Annotated in this window: 14 protein-coding genes; 5 read left to right on the top strand and 9 right to left on the bottom strand. The window is 64.6% G+C overall.

The features are described from left to right. Positions 1-89 precede the first annotated feature (89 nt). Positions 90-644, bottom strand: coding sequence for a 16S rRNA (guanine(966)-N(2))-methyltransferase RsmD (gene rsmD, locus CK215_RS15000; protein ID WP_095831372.1), 555 nt, complete (start codon positions 642-644; stop codon positions 90-92). After that, positions 625-2,703, bottom strand: a complete 2,079-nt coding sequence (locus CK215_RS14995; protein ID WP_095831371.1) for a pseudouridine synthase — start codon at positions 2,701-2,703, stop codon at positions 625-627. The genes rsmD and CK215_RS14995 overlap by 20 nt, the downstream gene beginning before the upstream one ends. A gap of 181 nt (positions 2,704-2,884) precedes the next feature. On the opposite strand from CK215_RS14995, the gene CK215_RS14990 reads away from it, so the two are divergent. Further along, positions 2,885-3,346, top strand: coding sequence for a nucleoside deaminase (locus tag CK215_RS14990; RefSeq protein ID WP_095831370.1), 462 nt, complete (start codon positions 2,885-2,887; stop codon positions 3,344-3,346). Positions 3,347-3,431: 85 nt separating this feature from the next. On the opposite strand, the gene CK215_RS14985 is transcribed toward CK215_RS14990, so the two are convergent. Continuing rightward, positions 3,432-4,109 carry a hypothetical protein gene (locus CK215_RS14985; protein WP_082980518.1) on the bottom strand — a complete coding sequence of 226 codons (678 nt, stop codon included), beginning with the start codon at positions 4,107-4,109 and terminating at the stop codon, positions 3,432-3,434. A gap of 247 nt (positions 4,110-4,356) precedes the next feature. Beyond that, positions 4,357-7,341, bottom strand: a complete 2,985-nt coding sequence (gene ileS, locus CK215_RS14980) for an isoleucine--tRNA ligase (RefSeq protein ID WP_170950308.1) — start codon at positions 7,339-7,341, stop codon at positions 4,357-4,359. 53 nt (positions 7,342-7,394) lie between these two features. Here ileS and CK215_RS14975 point away from each other — a divergent pair, with 53 nt between their 5' ends. Further along, positions 7,395-7,592 carry a hypothetical protein gene (locus tag CK215_RS14975; RefSeq protein WP_066996650.1) on the top strand — a complete coding sequence of 66 codons (198 nt, stop codon included), beginning with the start codon at positions 7,395-7,397 and terminating at the stop codon, positions 7,590-7,592. A 1-nt stretch (position 7,593) separates the two neighbouring features. On the opposite strand, the gene CK215_RS14970 is transcribed toward CK215_RS14975, so the two are convergent. The 3 genes from CK215_RS14970 to CK215_RS14960 form a co-directional block, all read right to left on the bottom strand. Next, on the bottom strand, positions 7,594-8,391 hold the full coding sequence (locus CK215_RS14970; protein WP_095831369.1) for a MipA/OmpV family protein: 798 nt from the start codon (positions 8,389-8,391) through the stop codon (positions 7,594-7,596). A 135-nt stretch (positions 8,392-8,526) separates the two neighbouring features. Then, positions 8,527-8,739: a hypothetical protein gene (locus CK215_RS14965; RefSeq protein WP_066996644.1), complete on the bottom strand. Its 213-nt coding sequence runs from the start codon at positions 8,737-8,739 to the stop codon at positions 8,527-8,529. Positions 8,740-8,762: 23 nt separating this feature from the next. After that, the gene (locus CK215_RS14960) at positions 8,763-10,313 is read right to left on the bottom strand and encodes an acid phosphatase (protein ID WP_245418688.1); all 1,551 of its coding nucleotides are present in this window, start codon (positions 10,311-10,313) and stop codon (positions 8,763-8,765) included. A gap of 143 nt (positions 10,314-10,456) precedes the next feature. Here CK215_RS14960 and CK215_RS14955 point away from each other — a divergent pair, with 143 nt between their 5' ends. Next, positions 10,457-11,011 (top strand): HdeD family acid-resistance protein, encoded by a 555-nt coding sequence (locus CK215_RS14955; protein ID WP_095831367.1) that lies wholly within the window; start codon positions 10,457-10,459, stop codon positions 11,009-11,011. Positions 11,012-11,203: 192 nt separating this feature from the next. Here CK215_RS14955 and CK215_RS14950 read toward each other — a convergent pair whose 3' ends face one another. Next, positions 11,204-12,187, bottom strand: coding sequence for a bifunctional riboflavin kinase/FAD synthetase (locus tag CK215_RS14950; RefSeq protein WP_066996636.1), 984 nt, complete (start codon positions 12,185-12,187; stop codon positions 11,204-11,206). Positions 12,188-12,229: 42 nt separating this feature from the next. Continuing rightward, the gene (locus CK215_RS14945; RefSeq protein WP_095831366.1) at positions 12,230-13,090 is read right to left on the bottom strand and encodes a TIGR01459 family HAD-type hydrolase; all 861 of its coding nucleotides are present in this window, start codon (positions 13,088-13,090) and stop codon (positions 12,230-12,232) included. A gap of 298 nt (positions 13,091-13,388) precedes the next feature. On the opposite strand from CK215_RS14945, the gene CK215_RS14940 reads away from it, so the two are divergent. Together CK215_RS14940 and CK215_RS14935 are read left to right on the top strand one after the other, a co-directional pair. After that, on the top strand, positions 13,389-15,350 hold the full coding sequence (locus CK215_RS14940) for a TadE/TadG family type IV pilus assembly protein (protein ID WP_066996631.1): 1,962 nt from the start codon (positions 13,389-13,391) through the stop codon (positions 15,348-15,350). Between the two features lie 26 nt (positions 15,351-15,376). Further along, complete coding sequence (locus tag CK215_RS14935) at positions 15,377-17,350, top strand: pilus assembly protein TadG-related protein (RefSeq protein ID WP_170950316.1); 1,974 nt, start codon at positions 15,377-15,379, stop codon at positions 17,348-17,350. The last annotated feature ends 63 nt before the right edge of the window (positions 17,351-17,413 follow it).

Raw genomic sequence — 17,413 nt, 5'->3', positions numbered from 1 at the left:
GGTTCCATGGCGAGGCAAAGTGATTTGTTCGTCATTTTCGAGGCGCGTGCGTCATTTCCTTTTCCCTTGCGGGAGAAGGGACGTGCCCCTCACCCCACCTCGATAAACCGGATCACCGTGTCGCCATAGCCGCGCTCGTCCACCACGGAAAAACCGGCGCCCGGTTCGAACGGCGCGGACGCCGCCTCCTCGACCACCCAGAGCGCGCCGGGCAGGAGCCAGCCGCCGGCCTTTGCCGAGCGCAGCGCCCGCTCGCCGAGGCCCTTGCCATAGGGCGGGTCGGCAAAGACCAGGCCGAAAGGCGACAGCGTGCCGGCTTCGCCCAAATGGGTCGCGTCGCGGCGGAAGATTTTGGTCCGGCCGGTGAGCCCGAAGGCCTCGACATTGTCGCGGATCAGCCCGCGCCCTTCCGCCGATTCCTCGATGAAGACGCAGTAGGAGGCGCCGCGCGACAGCGCCTCCAGCCCGAGCGCGCCGGTGCCGGCGAAGAGATCGAGCACACGGCCCCCTTCGAGCTTTTCGGCATAGCGATGCGCAAGCACGTTGAACACCGCCTCGCGGGTGCGATCGGTGGTCGGACGGATGGCATTGGAACGCGGCGTCGCCAGCGGACGCCCGCGAAACTCACCGCCGACGATCCGCATTGCCACCCCTCGGCCCCTTCGGACCGCGCGGCCGTTCGCCGCCGCTTTCCTCCGGCCGATCGTCTCTTGGCTTGCCGAACGGCTTGCCCTTGCCGCCCGGCCCGAACGACGCCTTCCGCGCCTTCGCTTCCGCGGCCTTCGCGGCGTCGGCCTCCGCCCTGCCTTTGCCGATGGGACGCGCGCCCGGCGCCATCCAGACATTGGCCTTGCGCTGGCCGGGCGGTTCGATCGGCCGCGGTTCGCCTTTCTTGCCGCCGGCCTTGCCGCCGAAGCCCCGCTCGGACTTGCCGAAGCCGCGCTCGGATTTGTCGAAGCCAGACTTGTCGAAGCGAGACTGGGGACCGCGTTCGCCGAAGGCTCGCTCGGGCTTCGTCGAAAGCTTGCTCAGCGCCTCGTCGCGGCTGCCCTCACGGCGCTTGCGGGCCTTGATCAGCCCGCCCTCGCCGATCGGCCGGCGGTCGCCCTCGCGCGTGAATTTCGGCCGCTCGTCCTCATCGCGGCGCGGCTCGCTGCGTCGCACCGGCTTGTTGGAGAACGGTTTTTGGATCTCGGCGTCGAAATTGGCGCCGGACTCTTCAACCAGCCGCTCGCCGAGCTGCTCGCGCAGCGTGCGGCCCTTGATTTCCAGCACGTGGCCCTCGGGCAGCTCGTTGAGCTGGAACGGCCCGTAGGAGATGCGGATCAGCCGCGTCACCTCCAGCCCCAACGCGCCGAGGATGTTCTTGACCTCGCGGTTCTTGCCTTCGCGCAGGCCGATCGTCAGCCAGGCATTGCTGCCCTGCTCGCGGTCGAGCGAGGCCTCGACCGAGCCGTAGAAGACGCCGTCGACGGCAATGCCGTCGCGCAAGGCGGTGAGCTTGCTCTCCTCGACCTTGCCGTGGACGCGCACGCGATAGCGCCGCAGCCAGCCGGTGGCCGGCAGTTCGAGCACCCGCGACAGCCCGCCGTCATTGGTCAGCAGCAGCAGCCCTTCGGTGTTGATGTCGAGGCGGCCGACGGTCATCAGCCGCGGCAGATCGGCCGGCAGCACGTCGAAGACGGTCTTGCGGCCTTCCGGATCGCGGTTGGTGGTGACCACGCCTGCCGGCTTGTGGAACAGGAACAGCCTTGTGCGCTCGATCGGCGGGATCTCCGTGCCGTCGAGATGGATGACGTCGTCGGGCATGACGTTGAAGGCCGGCGACGACAGCACCTTGCCGTTGACCTTGACGCGGCCGGCGGCGATCAGTTCCTCGGCGTCGCGGCGCGAGGCGATGCCGGCGCGCGCCAGCCGCTTGGCGATGCGCTCGCCGGCCTCCGGCGCTGCTTCCGAGGGCCGCGGGCGCGGCTTGAAGCCGCCTTCCGGCTTTCTCGCGGCGCTGTCGCGCGGCGCTCGATCGGCGAAATCCCGCTTCGGGCGCTGCGCGAAGTCGCCTCCGTCTTCGCGCTGCGGCCGGTCGGCCAAGTCGCGCTTGGGCCGATCGCCGAAATCCCGCTTGGGCCGATCGCCGAACTCGCGCTTGGGGCGATCGAAGCGCCGTTCGGCGCGTTCGCCTTCGGCGGCCATCGGCCGGTCGCCGCGCGGCGTGTAGGGCTTGCGGCCTTCGCGCTTGTCGAAGGGTTTGCCGTCGCGCGGCGGACCTTTGCGGAACGGTCGTTCGCCACGCTCTCCACCTTCGCCCCCGTCACGAGGCTTGTAGCTGCGTTTGAAATCGCGGCGCTCGCCTTCCGCGGCCGCTGGCCGATCGCCACGTGGCGTATAGGGCTTGCGGGCGCCATCGCGCTTTTCGAACGGCTTTCCCTCGGGGCGCGGTCCTTTGCGGAACGGTCGTTCTCCGCGTTCCGCGCCCTCGACGGCGCGCGGCTTGGAGCTGCGCTTGAAATCGCGCGCGGGGCGCTCGCCATCGGCGGCCATCGGCCTGTCGTCACGCTGCGTGTAAGGCTTGCGCGCGCCATCGCGCTTCTCGAAGGGCTTGCCCTGCGAACGCGCTCCCTGGCGGAACGGCTTGTCGCCGCGCGGCGTCGGTTTCGATCCGCCTTTGCCCGGCCCTTTGCGTGATGATTTCTTGTCGTCGTCCATATGGATCTTGCTCTTCTTGGACTGCCGCGGCGCACGCGCCAGGTCGGACGCGTTATGCAGGCAGTGTCATCTTGATTTGCGCATGCAGCAGCGCGGCAAAAACCGATTCCGGTTTTCAGGGTCACGCGCTAGATAACAGGATCACCGTCGGGTGGCGAGGAGTAATCGGAATGCAAAGCGCGTGAAGCGGCCGGATTTCATGGCTTTGGCGCTCAAGGAAGCCGAAGCGGCCGCAAGCCGGGGCGAAGTGCCGGTCGGCGCGGTGATCGCCAACGGCAACATTGTCGTGGCCAAGGCCGGCAACCGCACGCGCGAGCTCGCCGATCCGACTGCGCATGCCGAGATGCTGGCGATCCGCGAAGCCTGCCGGCAACTCGCCAGCGAGCGGCTTACCGGTCACGATCTCTATGTGACGCTGGAGCCCTGCGCCATGTGCGCCGGCGCCATCTCGTTCGCGAGACTCCGCCGGCTCTATTTCGGCGCCGCCGACGCGAAGGGCGGGGCGGTGGTCAACGGCGTGCGCTTCTTCGCCGCGCCCACCTGCCACCACGCGCCGGACGTCTATTCCGGCTTGGGCGAAAGCGAAGCGGCCCTCATCCTGAAGGAGTTCTTTCGCGAGAGGCGGAATGGCAGTGAATGGTGAATGGTTGACGCAAGCAGTGAGTAGCAAAGAAGCAGGTCGTGAGTAGTGAGCAACAGAGACCTATTCGCTATTCGCTATTCGCTACTTACAGCCCCAGCCAGTCAAACCAGCCGCCGCCCTTCTTGCCTTCCGCCTGCGCCTTGAGCCGGCGCTCCTTCTTGTACTCGTCCTCGCCGAGCTCGTTTTGCGGCGCGGTGTCGGCGGCCTGACGATAGGCAAGCGGCGGCTCGCTCAAATACTTGCGGACATTGGGATTGCCCTGCTTCTGCTCCGCTAGGCGGCGCTGGATCTCGGCGGTTCGGGTCGCGCTGGAATCGTCCGGCGACCAGCGCGGCGGATGGCTGGATGCAGAATCGGCCAAAGCCTTCTTCACCGCCACCGGGTCGGTCTGAACGTCCTCGACCGCTTCCGGCTGGTAGTTCGGGTCGTTCTGGTGGGCGGTCGCGTCGGCGCGAATGCGGGCGCGGCGCGCCTCGGGCGATTCGGGCCAGTCGGCGCTCGCCGTCTGGATGCTTTCCTGCGGTGGCGGCAGAGTTTCCTTCTGTCCCGGCGCGGGCTTCACCAGGTCCGGGCGCGGCTTATAGTCGATAGGATCGCGGCGCTTCGGCGTGATCGCGACGGCGCCCGAAACGTCGTCGGCGAGTTGCTCGGCGGCGGTCTTGTCGGTTCCGTAGGTCGGAGAGCCGACGCAGCCCGACATAGCCATGGCCGATGCCACAAGCGGCGCCAGCAGCGCGGCGCGCGCAAACGTTCTTTCGGTCATGCCAAAAAGTCCCACTTTAAAGCCTTTCGGTCGCCACCGGCCACAGGGGCGCGGTCCCCTTCTTCCCCGCGTTTGCGATGGAAATCCGGCGACAATTTGTCTGCCGGAGTGTCGCGTGTTTACCTCAACCGCTTGTCTAGGGCAACGCGCGGGCGAATTTGCGCCGCCCGGCGTGGCACTTTTGCACTTATTTGATGGGTGCAAATCGCTAGCCCAAAACCGCTGCACACTTTTGGGCGACATGCACCTACAAACGCCCGAGCGCCCTCAGTTCACGCAGCACGGCAGCATCGCGGGCCGAGACATCGCGAAATTCCGGATCCTGCCCGACATCGGCCGTGTAGCGCCAGGAGCGCGCGCATTTGACCAGACCGCGATCCTCGGCCTTCTCGACGACGACCGCGACGCCCTTGACGTCATCCAGCGTGAAAGCGCCTTGCGGCGCCTTGCCATGGCTGATGACCAGATCGCTGGTGATCGCCATCTCGGCCATGTCGACATCGGCGATGGCTGCTTCCAGCGCCGCATCGTCGATGGTGACCACCGGCACGGCTTCCAGCGAGGAGCCGATCAGTTTATCGGCGCGCGCGATCTCGAGCGCGCCGGTGACGACGCGGCGCACCTGCCGGACCTTGCGCCATTTCTCGGCCAGCGCCTCGTTCCTCCAGTTATCCGGAATGGCCGGGAACTGGTCGAGATGTACCGAGGCGGCTTCGGGGTGACGGTCGAGCCAGGCCTCTTCCATCGTGAAAGGCAGCATCGGTGCCAGCCACTTCACCAGGCATTCGAAGAGATGGCGCACGACCTGCACTGCCGCCTTGCGGCGCAGGCTGGACGGCGCGTCGCAGTAGAGCGCGTCCTTGCGGATGTCGAAATAGAAGGCCGAAAGCTCCACCACCATGTAGTCGAGCAGCGCGCGGGTGATGCGCTTGAACTCGAAGGCGTCGTAGCCCTGGCGCACCGCCTCGTCGAGTTCGGACAGCCGGTGCAGCATCAGCCGCTCCAGCTCCGGCATCTTGTCCAGCGGCACGTCCTCGCCATCGTCATGGGCGAGCGTGCCCAGCATCCAGCGAATGGTGTTCCTCAGCTTGCGGTAGGCATCGATATTGGTCTGCAGCACGTTCTTGCCGAGCCGCTGGTCTTCCCAGTAGTCGGTCGTCACCACCCAGAGCCGCAGGATATCGGCGCCGGACTGCTTTATCACGTCCTGCGGCACGACCGTGTTGCCGAGCGACTTCGACATCTTGCGGCCTTCCTCGTCCATGGTGAAGCCATGGGTGATGACCGCCTCGTAAGGCGCCCTGCCTCTCGTCCCGCAGCTTTCGAGCAGCGAGGAGTGGAACCAGCCGCGATGCTGGTCGGAGCCTTCGAGATAGACGTCGGCCGGCCATTTGAGGTCGGGCCGATCCTCCAGCGTGAAGACATGCGTCGAGCCGGAATCGAACCAGACGTCGAGGATGTCCGTCACCTGATGCCATTTCGAGGCGTCGTGGTTGCCGAGGAAGCGCTCCTTGGCGCCCGGCGCGAACCAGGCGTCGGCGCCCTCCTGCTCGAAGGCGTCCATGATGCGCTGGTTGACCGCCTCGTCCTTCAGCACATTGCCGTCGGCATCGGCGAAGACGGCGATCGGCACGCCCCAGGCACGCTGGCGCGACAGAACCCAGTCGGGGCGCTCCTCGATCATGGCGCGGATGCGGTTCTGGCCGGCCGCCGGCACGAAGCGCGTGTCGTCGATCGCCTGCAGCGCGCGGCTGCGCAGCGTCGTGCCGTCGCCGAGGTCCTTGTCCATATAGACGAACCATTGCGGCGTGTTGCGGAAGATGACGGGCTTCTTCGAGCGCCAGGAATGCGGATAGCTGTGCTTCAGCCGGCCGCGCGCGAACAGCGCGGTGCGCTTGATCAGCTCCTCGATCACCGCCTGGTTCGCGTTGCCCTTCTTGCCGTTGTCGTCGATGACGCGCGCGGGGCCGCCCTCGCGGTCCGGGCCGAAGCCCGGCGCGTCCTTGGTGAAGAAGCCGGCATCGTCGACCGGGAACGGGATCGAGGTGTCAACGCCGCGCTTGATGAGTTCGGCCACCGCATCCGTCCAGGCATCGAAGTCCTCGCGGCCGTGGCTGGGCGCGGTGTGCACGAAGCCGGTGCCGGCATCGTCGGTGACATGCTCGCCGGCAATCATCGGCACGGGGAACTCGTAGCCGCCGCCCAGTCCTCTGAAAGGATGCGAAAGCGTAAGACTTGCAAGCTGTTCAGGGGAGACGTTGTGAAGCCGGTTCAAGGTGACCTTGGCTTTGGAAGCGGCGTCCTCCGCCAGCGCGTCGGCGAAGATCAGCTTCTCGCCGGGCTGCGGCCCGAAGCTGTTCTCGGCCGCGGTCACTTCGTAGAGGCCATAGGCGACGCGCGGCGAAAAGCTGACAGCGCGATTGCCGGGCAGCGTCCAGGGCGTCGTCGTCCAGATGACGACATGCGCCTCCAGCAGGTCGAGTGCCGTCCCATTCAGCGCCGGCGCGGCATCGGCGGCGTCGACCGGCCGGGCAAGGCTCGCCACCGGGAACTTCGCCCAGATCGTGTCGCTCTCATAGTCCTGGTATTCGACCTCGGCCTCGGCGAGCGCGGTGCGCTCGACCACGCTCCACATCACCGGCTTCGAGCCGCGATAGAGCTGGCCGGACATGGCGAATTTCAAAAGCTCGCCGGCAATCCGCGCTTCGGCGTGATAGGCCATGGTCGTATAGGGATTGTCGAAATCTCCGATGACGCCGAGCCGCTGGAACTCGTCGCCCTGCACCTTGATCCAATGCGCGGCGAAATCGCGGCATTCCCTGCGGAACTCGTTGACCGGCACCTCGTCCTTGTTCTTGCCCTTGGCCCGGTACTGTTCCTCGATCTTCCACTCGATCGGCAGGCCGTGGCAGTCCCAGCCCGGCACGTAATTGGCGTCGTAGCCGCGCATCTGGAAGGAGCGGTTGATGACGTCCTTAAGGATCTTGTTGAGGGCGTGGCCGATATGGATGTTGCCGTTGGCGTAGGGCGGGCCGTCATGCAGCACGAATTTCTCTCGACCGGCGGCTTCATCGCGCAGCTTGCGGTAAAGCTCCATGTCCTGCCAGCGCCTGACCAGGCCGGGCTCCTTCTCGGGCAGGCCGGCGCGCATCGGGAAATTGGTCTGCGGCAGGTAAAGCGTTTTGGAATAGTCGATGGTTTCAGCAGTATCGGTCACGGGGGTGTCGGTCATTGGTCTGCCATGTGCATTGCCCGTTGGCAAAATAGCTCGGGCGTTGAACTATCATGATCTGGAAAAAGCGCGAGGGGGCCGCGCGCAAAAGTCCCGGCGGCTCCGGCGGCGCTCAGGCCGCCCGGAACACCGGGCCCGTAATTCGTATCGCGATCGCAAAAAGGCGCGAAAAGCTCGTCATGGCGTGGCTTTTAGCGGATGCCGCGGCAGGAATAAAGCGCGGATTTCAAGCCAAAGCGCCGGTATTTTGACTTACATCGAGAAATTGAAACGGTAGGTGGTCGACACGCCAACGGTCCACTGATCGCGGTCGCCGCGCTCCTTGACCAGGCTGGACGCGGCCGCCGGCCCCATCAGGCGCGAATATTCGGTGAAGACGCTGGCCGTCATCGGCTCGGTCACTTTCCAGGTGATCGCGCCGCCGAGCCCGGTCGACTTCAGCCCGCCGCCCGGATGGTATTCGCTGAGGCCCGAGGCCGCAGCTTCCGTGGCGTTGACGCCGTAATAGGCGTCGAAATAGCCGGCCGAGGCGAAGGAGACACGGGGGCCGCCGGATATGCGGACGGTCGGGGTGACGTCGTAGAAGGCGTCGGCCGCGATGTCGGCGACGAAACCGTTGTGGGAGCGGATGCCGTGTCTGAGCTCCGCCCGGGCCCGCACCCAATCCAGCGGATAGAATTCGAAGAAGCCGCCGACCTCGCCGCCCCAGCGCACCGGATCAAGGCCTTGCAATTCGTCCTTGCTGGAACGCGAGAACAGGAACTTGCCGGTCAAGCCGGCGCGCACGCTGCCGTCATCGATCAGCGCCAGCGAGATGTTGTCGTTGCGCGAGGTGAAACGCGCCTCGGGGCCTGCCTTGCCGAGCGAGATGATGGGCTGGGCGCTCAGCATATATTTCTTGCCACCCTCGAAATTCGGGGCAACGAGACCGGTGGCGCCGAGCGTCAGGTACCAGTCGCCGGAAATCCAGCTCCCCTCGCCGGCCTGGGCAGAGGTGACGGCCATCAGGCCAGAGGCGAGAACCAGCGGAATCGTCCCGACAATACGCATCGTCAACCCTTACGCGAAACAGGCCGGCAGGAACACCGGGCAGCGCAGAAGGCATGGCGTCAGTGCGGTAAATTTTGACTTAAGATCCGTAACAGAGACGGCGCGGACCGCCAGCATGGAGATCGGCCGCCCGGCTTAGCTGCCGCGCGGCGCGTGCGACATGTCCAGCAGCTTGGCCACGGCCTTCGAGCCCTTCCCCGCGACGCGTGCCGATCCGTCGTCACCCACCTCAACGGTGGCGCCGCTGGAGAAGCTAAGCGACCAACCATCACCTTTGGCGTTGCGGCGGCGGTCGGTGAGCTCGATGCCGGCAGCCGTGACCAGCGCGACGATCCGGTCGGCGTCCATGTTGGTCCTCCGAAAACGCGCCCTCAATTCAGGTCGAGCCCGCCGGTAAGATCGCCGAGCGGCGGCTCGCCATGCGCGGCCACGGCCTTATCGCGAACCACGATGCCGTGCAGGACCGGCAATTCGAAACGCTCGGTGATGAAGCGCAGGATCGACGTCGTGTCATAAGGCGTATGATCGACATAGCCGTGCTTGGCGAAGGGCGAAATGATGATCGCGGGAATGCGCGTGCCCGGTCCCCAGCGGTCGCCCTTGGGCGGTGCGGCGTGATCCCAGATGCCGCCGTTCTCATCATAGGTGACGACGACCAGCATGTGCGGCCATTGCGGGCTCTTTTCCAGATGAGCCACGACGTCGGCGATATGGCGGTCGCCGGCCTGGATGTCGGCATAGCCGGAGTGCTCGTTGAGATTGCCCTGCGGCTTATAGAAAGAGACCTGCGGCAGGGCGCCGTCGTCGATGGCCTGGATGAAGCTCGCGCCAGCCAACCCGGCGTCGCGCAGATGTTCGCGCCTGGCCTCGGTGCCCGGAGCGTAATTGGCGTAATAGTTGAACGGCTGATGATGATATTGGAAGTTCGGGATCGGTGTTTTGTTGCCGTGGTCGAGCGTGTACTGCCAGGCTCCGGAATACCACGCCCAGCTTATGTGCTTGAGGCTGAGCATGTCGCCGATGGTCGGTTCCGTCTGCGGCGGCAGCGTGGTGGGCTTGCTAGGATCCGCGAGCAGCCGATCGCCGCCGGGCGCCGGATCGTTGCCGCTCGGCTGGTATGGCGGCTGCATGGTGTTCACCGCGTAGAAATCCGGCGTCAGGTTGCCGTCGGAGACGAATTTCGGAATCCCGTCGCGCGCCGATTTCGGCGAATTGTCGGCGATCTTCAGCGCTGTGCCGCTGGCGTCCGTCACCGCGATCGACGGCTTGGCCGGGCTCTTGTCGGCATTCGCGTAGTACGGCGCGCAGGCGCAGATCAGCCACTGGTGATTGAAGAAGGAGCCGCCGAAGCCGCCCATGAAGAAATGGTCAGCGAGCACGTATTTTTGCGCAATGGCCCACATATCGGTCTTGGAGGCGTCCCAGTTGCTCATCGGCATGGCGCCTGAATCGGCCCAGGCGACGAACATGTCGTTCTTGCCACCGTTGATCTGCATCTGGTTCTGGTAAAAGCGATGCCACAGATCATGCGTCACGACGCTGAGCGGCACGTTGAACCCTTTCGGGTCGTTCACCGTGAACGGTTCGTTCGGAAGGTGCTCGGTCATTGCCTGCGTCACCGGCGGCGTGACGCCCTTGGCGGTCAGCCCGTCCCAGACCGGCGGCAGCTCTGACAGGACCGAGCCGTCACGGTCGCGCTGCTGCAAGCTTTCCTTGCTCGCCTTGTCGATGCCCTCGGCACCCGGAAAATGGCCAAAGAGATTATCGAAGGCGCGGTTCTCGGCGAAGATGACGACCACCGTCTCTATCTTGGCGATGCCGTCCGGCGGATCGCCGGGCTGCGCCGCGAAGGCGGGAGGCGAAGCGACAGTGGACAGGGCGAGAGCCGAGGAAAACAGGGCGAGCCCATAGGATCGCTTCATCGCCGTACCTCCATTGCGCAAAGTCAAATGACACCAGCTTCGGTGCATCTTGGCAATAGCCACCGCGCTGGACGGGTGATCACATCGGGATTACCTTCCTTCAACCGCAGGATGCGCGGCGAACTCTGCAGGGAGACGAAGCCATGAGCTTGCAAGGCAATACCCTGGAAGACGCGATCGGACGCACGCGCGACAAATGGGGATGGTTCGTGGCGCTCGGCGTGCTGCTGCTGATTTTCGGCGGCATCGCCTTCGGCAATCTCTTCATCGCCACCGTCGCTTCGGTCTATGTCGTCGGCTGGCTGATGCTGATGGCGGGCGTCATCGAGATCATCCACGCTTTCGGCGTCAAGACCTGGGGGCGCTTCTTCTACTGGTTGCTCAGTGGCCTGCTCTATGCCGTCGCCGGCTTTTTCGCGTTCTACAACCCACTGCTCGCCTCGGCGGTGTTGACGTTTCTGCTCGCCGTCGCCCTCATTGCTTCCGGGCTGCTGAGGGCCTGGGTCGCCTGGAACCACCGGCCGGAGCAAGGCTGGGGATGGCTGCTGGCAGCCGCGATCATCACCATCCTGCTTGGCCTGATCATCGCCATGGGCTGGCCGGTCAACAGCCTGTGGGTGCTCGGCATGTTCCTGGCCGTCGACCTGGTCTTCCAAGGCTGGAGCTTCATTGCCACCGGGCTGGCGCTCAAGCGGTAGGGAACTCGACCTTCGCGATCGGCCGAAGCCTGCCTAAGATCGTCATCCCAGGGCGAAGCAGGAGCGAAGCTCCGTCGCGAAGACCCTGGGATGACGACATGAGAGGGCGTTTCGCCAATCGCCAAGGTTTGCAATCTGCTAGCCGGACGCAGGCGCTCTGACGCTTCTCTTCGCCACCGCGCCTGCCAGACCTCAGCAACAGATGGCGGCGTCCAGCTCCGATAGCGGACGCACACCTGCAAGCAGCGCCCTCGCCTCGGCCTCGTCGCGCTTCATCTGCACGACCAGCGCATCGAGCCCATCGAATTTGAGCTCGGGGCGCAGATAGCTGAAGAACGACACCTGGCAGATCTCGCCGTAGAGATCGCCGGAGAAGTCGAAGACATAGGTTTCGAGCAGCGGCGCGCCATTATCGTCGACGGTCGGACGGCGGCCGAAGCTGGCGACGCCGTCATGGAGCGTGCCATCGGCGCGGCGCAAGCGGACGGCGTAAATGCCTTCCTTCAGAGTGGCTTCCGGCGAAAGTTTCATATTGGCGGTTGGAAAGCCAAGCGTGCGGCCGAGCTGCTGGCCGCCGATCACCTCGCTCTCGACGGTGAAGCGATAGCCGAGCAGGCCGGCTGCTTCCTCGACCTTGCCTTCGCAAAGCAGGGCGCGGATGCGGCTGGACGAGACCACCTCGGCACCCTCGTCGCGGAAGGCGTCGACCAGCGTGACGCCGAAGCCGTGGCGCTCGCCTGCCGCCATCAGGAAGGCCGGGCCGCCCTGGCGGTCCTTGCCGAAGTGGAAGTCGAAACCGGTGACGGCATGGCTGACGCCCAGCCTGTTTTCCAGCACATCGGTCACGAATGCCTCGGCCGAGAGCGAGGCGAAGTCGCGCGTGAACGGCTGCTCGACGAGGGCGGCAAAGCCGAGCCTGGCCAGGAGCCGCGCCTTCATCGGCGGCGGCGTCAGTACGAAGAGCGGCACGTCCGGTCTGAACACCTTGCGCGGATGCGGCTCGAAGGTAAGCACCAGGGCCGGCACGCCGCGGCGGCCGGCTTCGGCCAGCGCCCGCTCCAGCACCGACAGATGGCCGCGGTGGACGCCGTCGAAATTGCCGATCGCCACGACGCCGCCGCGCAGATGCCCGGGCAACGGCGTGACCGCCGAAATGCGTTCGAAATCGTGCGTCATGTCGACCTGCGTGATGTCGGGGCGCCCGTCATGGTCCGGCGCCTATTGCAGCCGCGGGATGACGGCGGCCGGCCGATATCCGTACGTTGCTAGGAATCCCGCCAGCCTTTCGGGATCCGGCCGCAGCGGGTCGCCATAGTCGCGGGCGTGAATCCCGCCCGAGACATAGAGCACGTCGAACCCGTTGTCGGCGGCACCCTTGACGTCGGTCATCATGCCATCGCCGATGGCGAGAACCTGTTTGCGCTCGACCGCGTGGCCGAGCAGCCCGGCGACCTCCTTCATGGCGAGGTTGTAGATCGGCGCGAAGGGCTTGCCGGCGATCAGCGTGCGGCCGCCAAGCTGCGCGTAGTCGCGCGCCAGCGCGCCGGCGCACCAGATGGTGCGCTCGCCGCGCTCGACCAGGATGTCGGGATTGGCGCAGATGAAGGGCAGATTGCGGGCACGCAGCCGCTGCAGCAGTTCCGCGTATTCGGCGGGCTTCTCCACCTCGTCGTCGTAGAACCCGGTGCAGACGACGCCGGAGGCTTCGAATTCCTCCACGATTTCGACGTCCAAGCCGTCATAGAGGGTGAAGTCGCGCTCGGGCCCGATGTGGAAGATCTTTCTCGGACCCTCGGCGATCAAGTCGCGCGTGACGTCGCCCGAGGTGACGACACGGTCGTAGGCTTCAGCCGGAACGCCGATCGCATGCATCTGCGCGACGACGTCGGCGCTGCGCCGCGGCGAATTGGTGATCAGCACCACCGGCACTTTTGCCGCGCGCGCCCGGGCAAGCGCCTCCGCGGCGACGGTGAAGTGCCATTCGCCATTGTGCACCACGCCCCACACGTCGCACAGGATGGCCGCGTAGTTTTCCGTCAGATCGGTGAGCGAAGCGATGATGTTTGGCGAGTCCGCCATGCCGTTATCCTGAGACTGGTCTAGGCAAAGCCGCGACAGCCATCCTTTTGGTTCGGAGGCCGCCACGGCCGGTCCCGCATAACCGAAGCGCTCCATCCTGTCACCAGCTTTCGCCATCGCCGCCGGGACGAGCCGCGACCACGCCCGTTCGGAAGCGCAGGGTTAACACGCCGTCAAAATGGCGGTGCGTGCTTGAACGTTTCGGGCAAGCTGAAATTTAAGGATCTATGACCATGGTAGCACCGAACTAGGGCCATGGTCGTATACCGGTATGGGTCTTTTGCGGGGGCTGAGCGCAATGATCGGCAGATTTATAGGCGACAAGCGGGGCAACTACGCCCTGTTGACAGTCATCACGATGGTGCCGCTGATGGGTGCCGTGGCACTGGCCGTCGATTTTACGGAACTGGTTAGAGAGAAGCAGGAGACGCTCAACGCCCTAGATGCTGCTGGGGTCGCGACAGCGCAACAGATCGTCAGCGGAGCGAGCGACGCGGACGCGAAGGCCTACGCCAAGCAGTTCTTCGAGGCCAATCTCAGGCACGTGTCTCCGGCCAACACGACGCTGACCGTCACGCTGCCCAACAACAATGCCGGCGGCGGCACCCTGGTCCTGGAGGCGTCCCTGAAATATCACCCCTATTTCCTGCCGGCGGCGGCGATGCTGCTCGGCGGGACTGCGGGCGACCACGTAGTCAATGTTTCGGCGAGGTCGGAAATCCGACTTAAGAACACGCTGGAAGTGGCGCTCGTGCTGGATAATTCCGGATCGATGTCGACCCTGGGCTCGGGAACCGGGCAGAAGCGTATTGACCTGCTAAAAGCCGCCGCCAAGCAGTTGGTCGACACGCTGGCGCTGCAGGCCCAGCAGATGAAGCAGATCTCCAAGCCAGTGCAGTTCTCGCTGGTTCCGTTCTCTGCCTCGGTCAATGTCGGGCCGACGCATGACGGCGACAGCTGGATGGATCAAGATGGTATCTCCCCGGTCCAGCACGAGAATTTCGACTGGACGACGATGAGCGCCGCCAACGATCCGAACAAGTACGCCGAGAAGGTCAATGGCGCCTGGTACAAACGCGGTGACGGTTGGGGCGATACCAAGGGTGAGCCGCTGACCCGCTTCAGCCTTTATGCCGACATGACCGTGGAATCGGGTCGCGAAGAGGTGCCGAACTCAAAGCAGTACATCTGCGACGCGTACAACAAAAAGGGCAAATGCACCGACGGACATTGGACTGACCCGCAATATGTCTACACCACCAGCCGCTATGCGAGTTGGCAGGGGTGCGTCGAAGCGAGGCCTTATCCCTACAACGACGACGACACGACGCCGACCACGTCCAATCCTGCGACGCTCTTTGTGCCCATGTTCGCTCCGGACGAACCCGGCACGCTGTGGCGCGACTTCAACCGCGACGGCACGAACGATGTCAACAGCTTGAGCTACGGCTACGAGAACAATTGGTGGGCAGACTGGCCCTATTCATTAAACCCAACCGCTGTTCAGCGGCAATCGGACATGCGGAAGTACTTTCTGGTGAAGCCTTACGGTTCGACTTCGGCCGGTGCTGGTGACGGCCCGAACGCAGCCTGCACCACCAGTCCAATCACGCCCCTCAAGGACGTCACGGTGAGTGCGCAGAAGCAGCAACTGACTGACGCCATCAATGCTATGGCGCCAACTGGCAATACGAACGTACCCGAGGGGCTCGCCTGGGGCTGGCGGACAGTCTCAAGCAACGAGCCCTTCACCGAAGGTCGGCCAAACAACGAAAAGGGCAACGACAAGGTCGTAATCGTGCTGACCGACGGCGCCAATACCTACAGCGCAATCAGCGATGGCAGTTACGCCAACAACCGTTCCACCTATGCGGCCTATGGCTATACAGGCAAAGTCAATTCCGCACTGGCAAGCGTCACGCGCCTGTTCATGAATACGAGCACCGCGGTGCCTAAGACCACCTATACGGACGGCAACTACACCGCCGCGCTGGACGAACAGATGCAGACGCTGTGCGCCAACGCCAAGGCGGCCGGGATCATGGTGATGACGGTCTCGCTCGACCTGGTCGACACCAAGGCGGACGAGAAGAAGGCGATGGCTGCGCTGAAGGCTTGCGCTTCCGACTCCCGCTTCCGCAGGGACCCGGCCGACCCGAGCAAGCCGGCGAAGCTATTCTGGAACTCGACCGGCGCCACGCTTTCGGACGACTTCAAGGCGATCGGCAACGAATTGTCGAACCTGCGCATCGTCAGTTGATCCGAAAGAGCAACCGCTTGCCGAAGATGCGCGAATTCTGGCTTCGCTTTTGCCGCGACCGGCGTGGCAATTATGCCCTGGTGACGGCGATCGCCATGGTGCCGCTGATGGGCGCCCTCGCACTCGCGGTCGACTTCACCGAACTCAACCGTCAGAAACAGATGGTGCTCAACGCGCTCGATGCGGCGAATTTTGCCGCCGCAAGGCGGTTGGCGGAAGGCGCCACCGACGACCAGATCAAGGCCTATGCCGTCGACTTCTTCGACGCCAACCTCAACACCATCGACCCCGCGGACGTAGCGCTCAACATCACCCTGCCCACCAGCCAGGCCGGCGGCGGCTTGCTGACAATGAGCGCCACGCTTACCTACCATCCCTATTTCTATCCGGCTTCGGCAATGCTCGTCGGCGTCGACGAAGTCGCCGCGAAAAAGCCCGTTGAGCTCGAGATGAAGTCACAGGTGCGCTTGAAGAACACACTGGAAGTGGCGATGGTGCTCGACAATTCGGGCTCGATGTCGACGAAAGGATCCGGCACGGGGCAGAAGCGCATCGACCTGCTCAAACAGGCCGCCAAGCAGTTGGTCGACACGCTTGCGCAGCAGGCGGCGCAGATCAAGCAGATCGACAAGCCGGTCCAGTTCAGCCTGGTGCCCTTCGCGGCTTCGGTCAATGTCGGACCGGACAACGACAACGCCTCCTGGATGGATGTCTACGGGCTGTCGCCTGTCGCCAACGAGAATTTCGACTGGTCGACGCTCAACGCCGCCGATAAGCACGCCCAGAAGATCAACGGCATCTGGTACAAGAACGGCACCGGCTGGGGGACCGAGGAAGGCCAGGCGCTGACCCGCTTTTCGCTCTATCGCGACATGAAGGTGGTCACCAGCCACGAGCGCATCGTCGGCAGCAAGCGCGTCGTCTGCGACGAGTACCGGTCCAACAACACCTGCAAGCGCAGCCATAACGAATACGACTACAACGACACCTATGGCCCCTTCGCGAGCTGGCAGGGCTGCGTCGAAGTGCGTCCCTACCCTTACAATGTCGACGATACGCCTGCGTCCGGCGGGCCGAACAATACCGGCATCGGGGTCGGCGACCCGGCGACAATGTTCGTGCCGATGTTCGCGCCCGACGAACCCGGCAACCACTGGAAGGTGACGCAAGATCCCGACGAGCCGAACCCGGTGACCTACGGGGCTGCCAACAGCTGGTGGAACGACGATCCGTCGAGCACCACCGGCAAGACGCGCCAATCCAATATGGCCAAGTATTTCATGCCGCGGCCGATCAATGCGCCGGTGCTGGCAACGGGCGCCGGTCCGAACTACAGCTGCACCACGACGCCGGTCACGCCGCTCACCGACGTCACCACCGCGGACGGGCTGGCGACCATCAAGGCGGCTGTCGACCTGATGCAGCCCAACGGCAACACCAACGTGCCGGAAGGCATGGCCTGGGGCTGGCGCACCGTGTCCAGCACGGCGCCCTTCACCGAAGGGCGGCCGGAGACCGAACGCGGCAACGACAAGGTTGTCATCGTGCTCACCGACGGCGAGAACACCTATTCGACGGTGAACTCCGATCCGGCCGGCAACAAATCGACCTATGCCGCCTACGGCTATACCGGCGTCGGCTACAAAGGCACCTCGGTCACCCGCCTGTTCGGCGGCACCTCCAGCGACATCGGCCAGTTCAACTATTCCTCGGGCAACTACACCAACGCGCTCAACGAGCAGATGGCCAAGCTCTGCGACCACGCCAAGGCGGCCAACATCATGGTAATGACGGTTGCGCTCGACATGTCCGCGACCGACGCCGGCGACAAGCAGGCGATGGACGCCCTGAAGACCTGCTCATCCGACTCCCGCTTCCGCAAGGATCCCGCCGACCCCAGCAAGCCCGCCAAGCTTTTCTGGAATGCAACCGGCGCGACGCTGTCCGACAATTTCAAGGAGATCGCGAACGAGCTATCGAATTTGCGCGTGGTGGGGTAAGGGACATAAACTGACGCCGGCGCGCCAAGAAGCGAAAAGGCAGGATCAGGGGCTTGATTTCAG

The sequence above is a fragment of the Mesorhizobium sp. WSM3864 genome, assembly GCF_002294955.1.
GTDB lineage: Bacteria > Pseudomonadota > Alphaproteobacteria > Rhizobiales > Rhizobiaceae > Mesorhizobium.
This window is presented reverse-complemented; position numbering and strand designations above follow the sequence as displayed.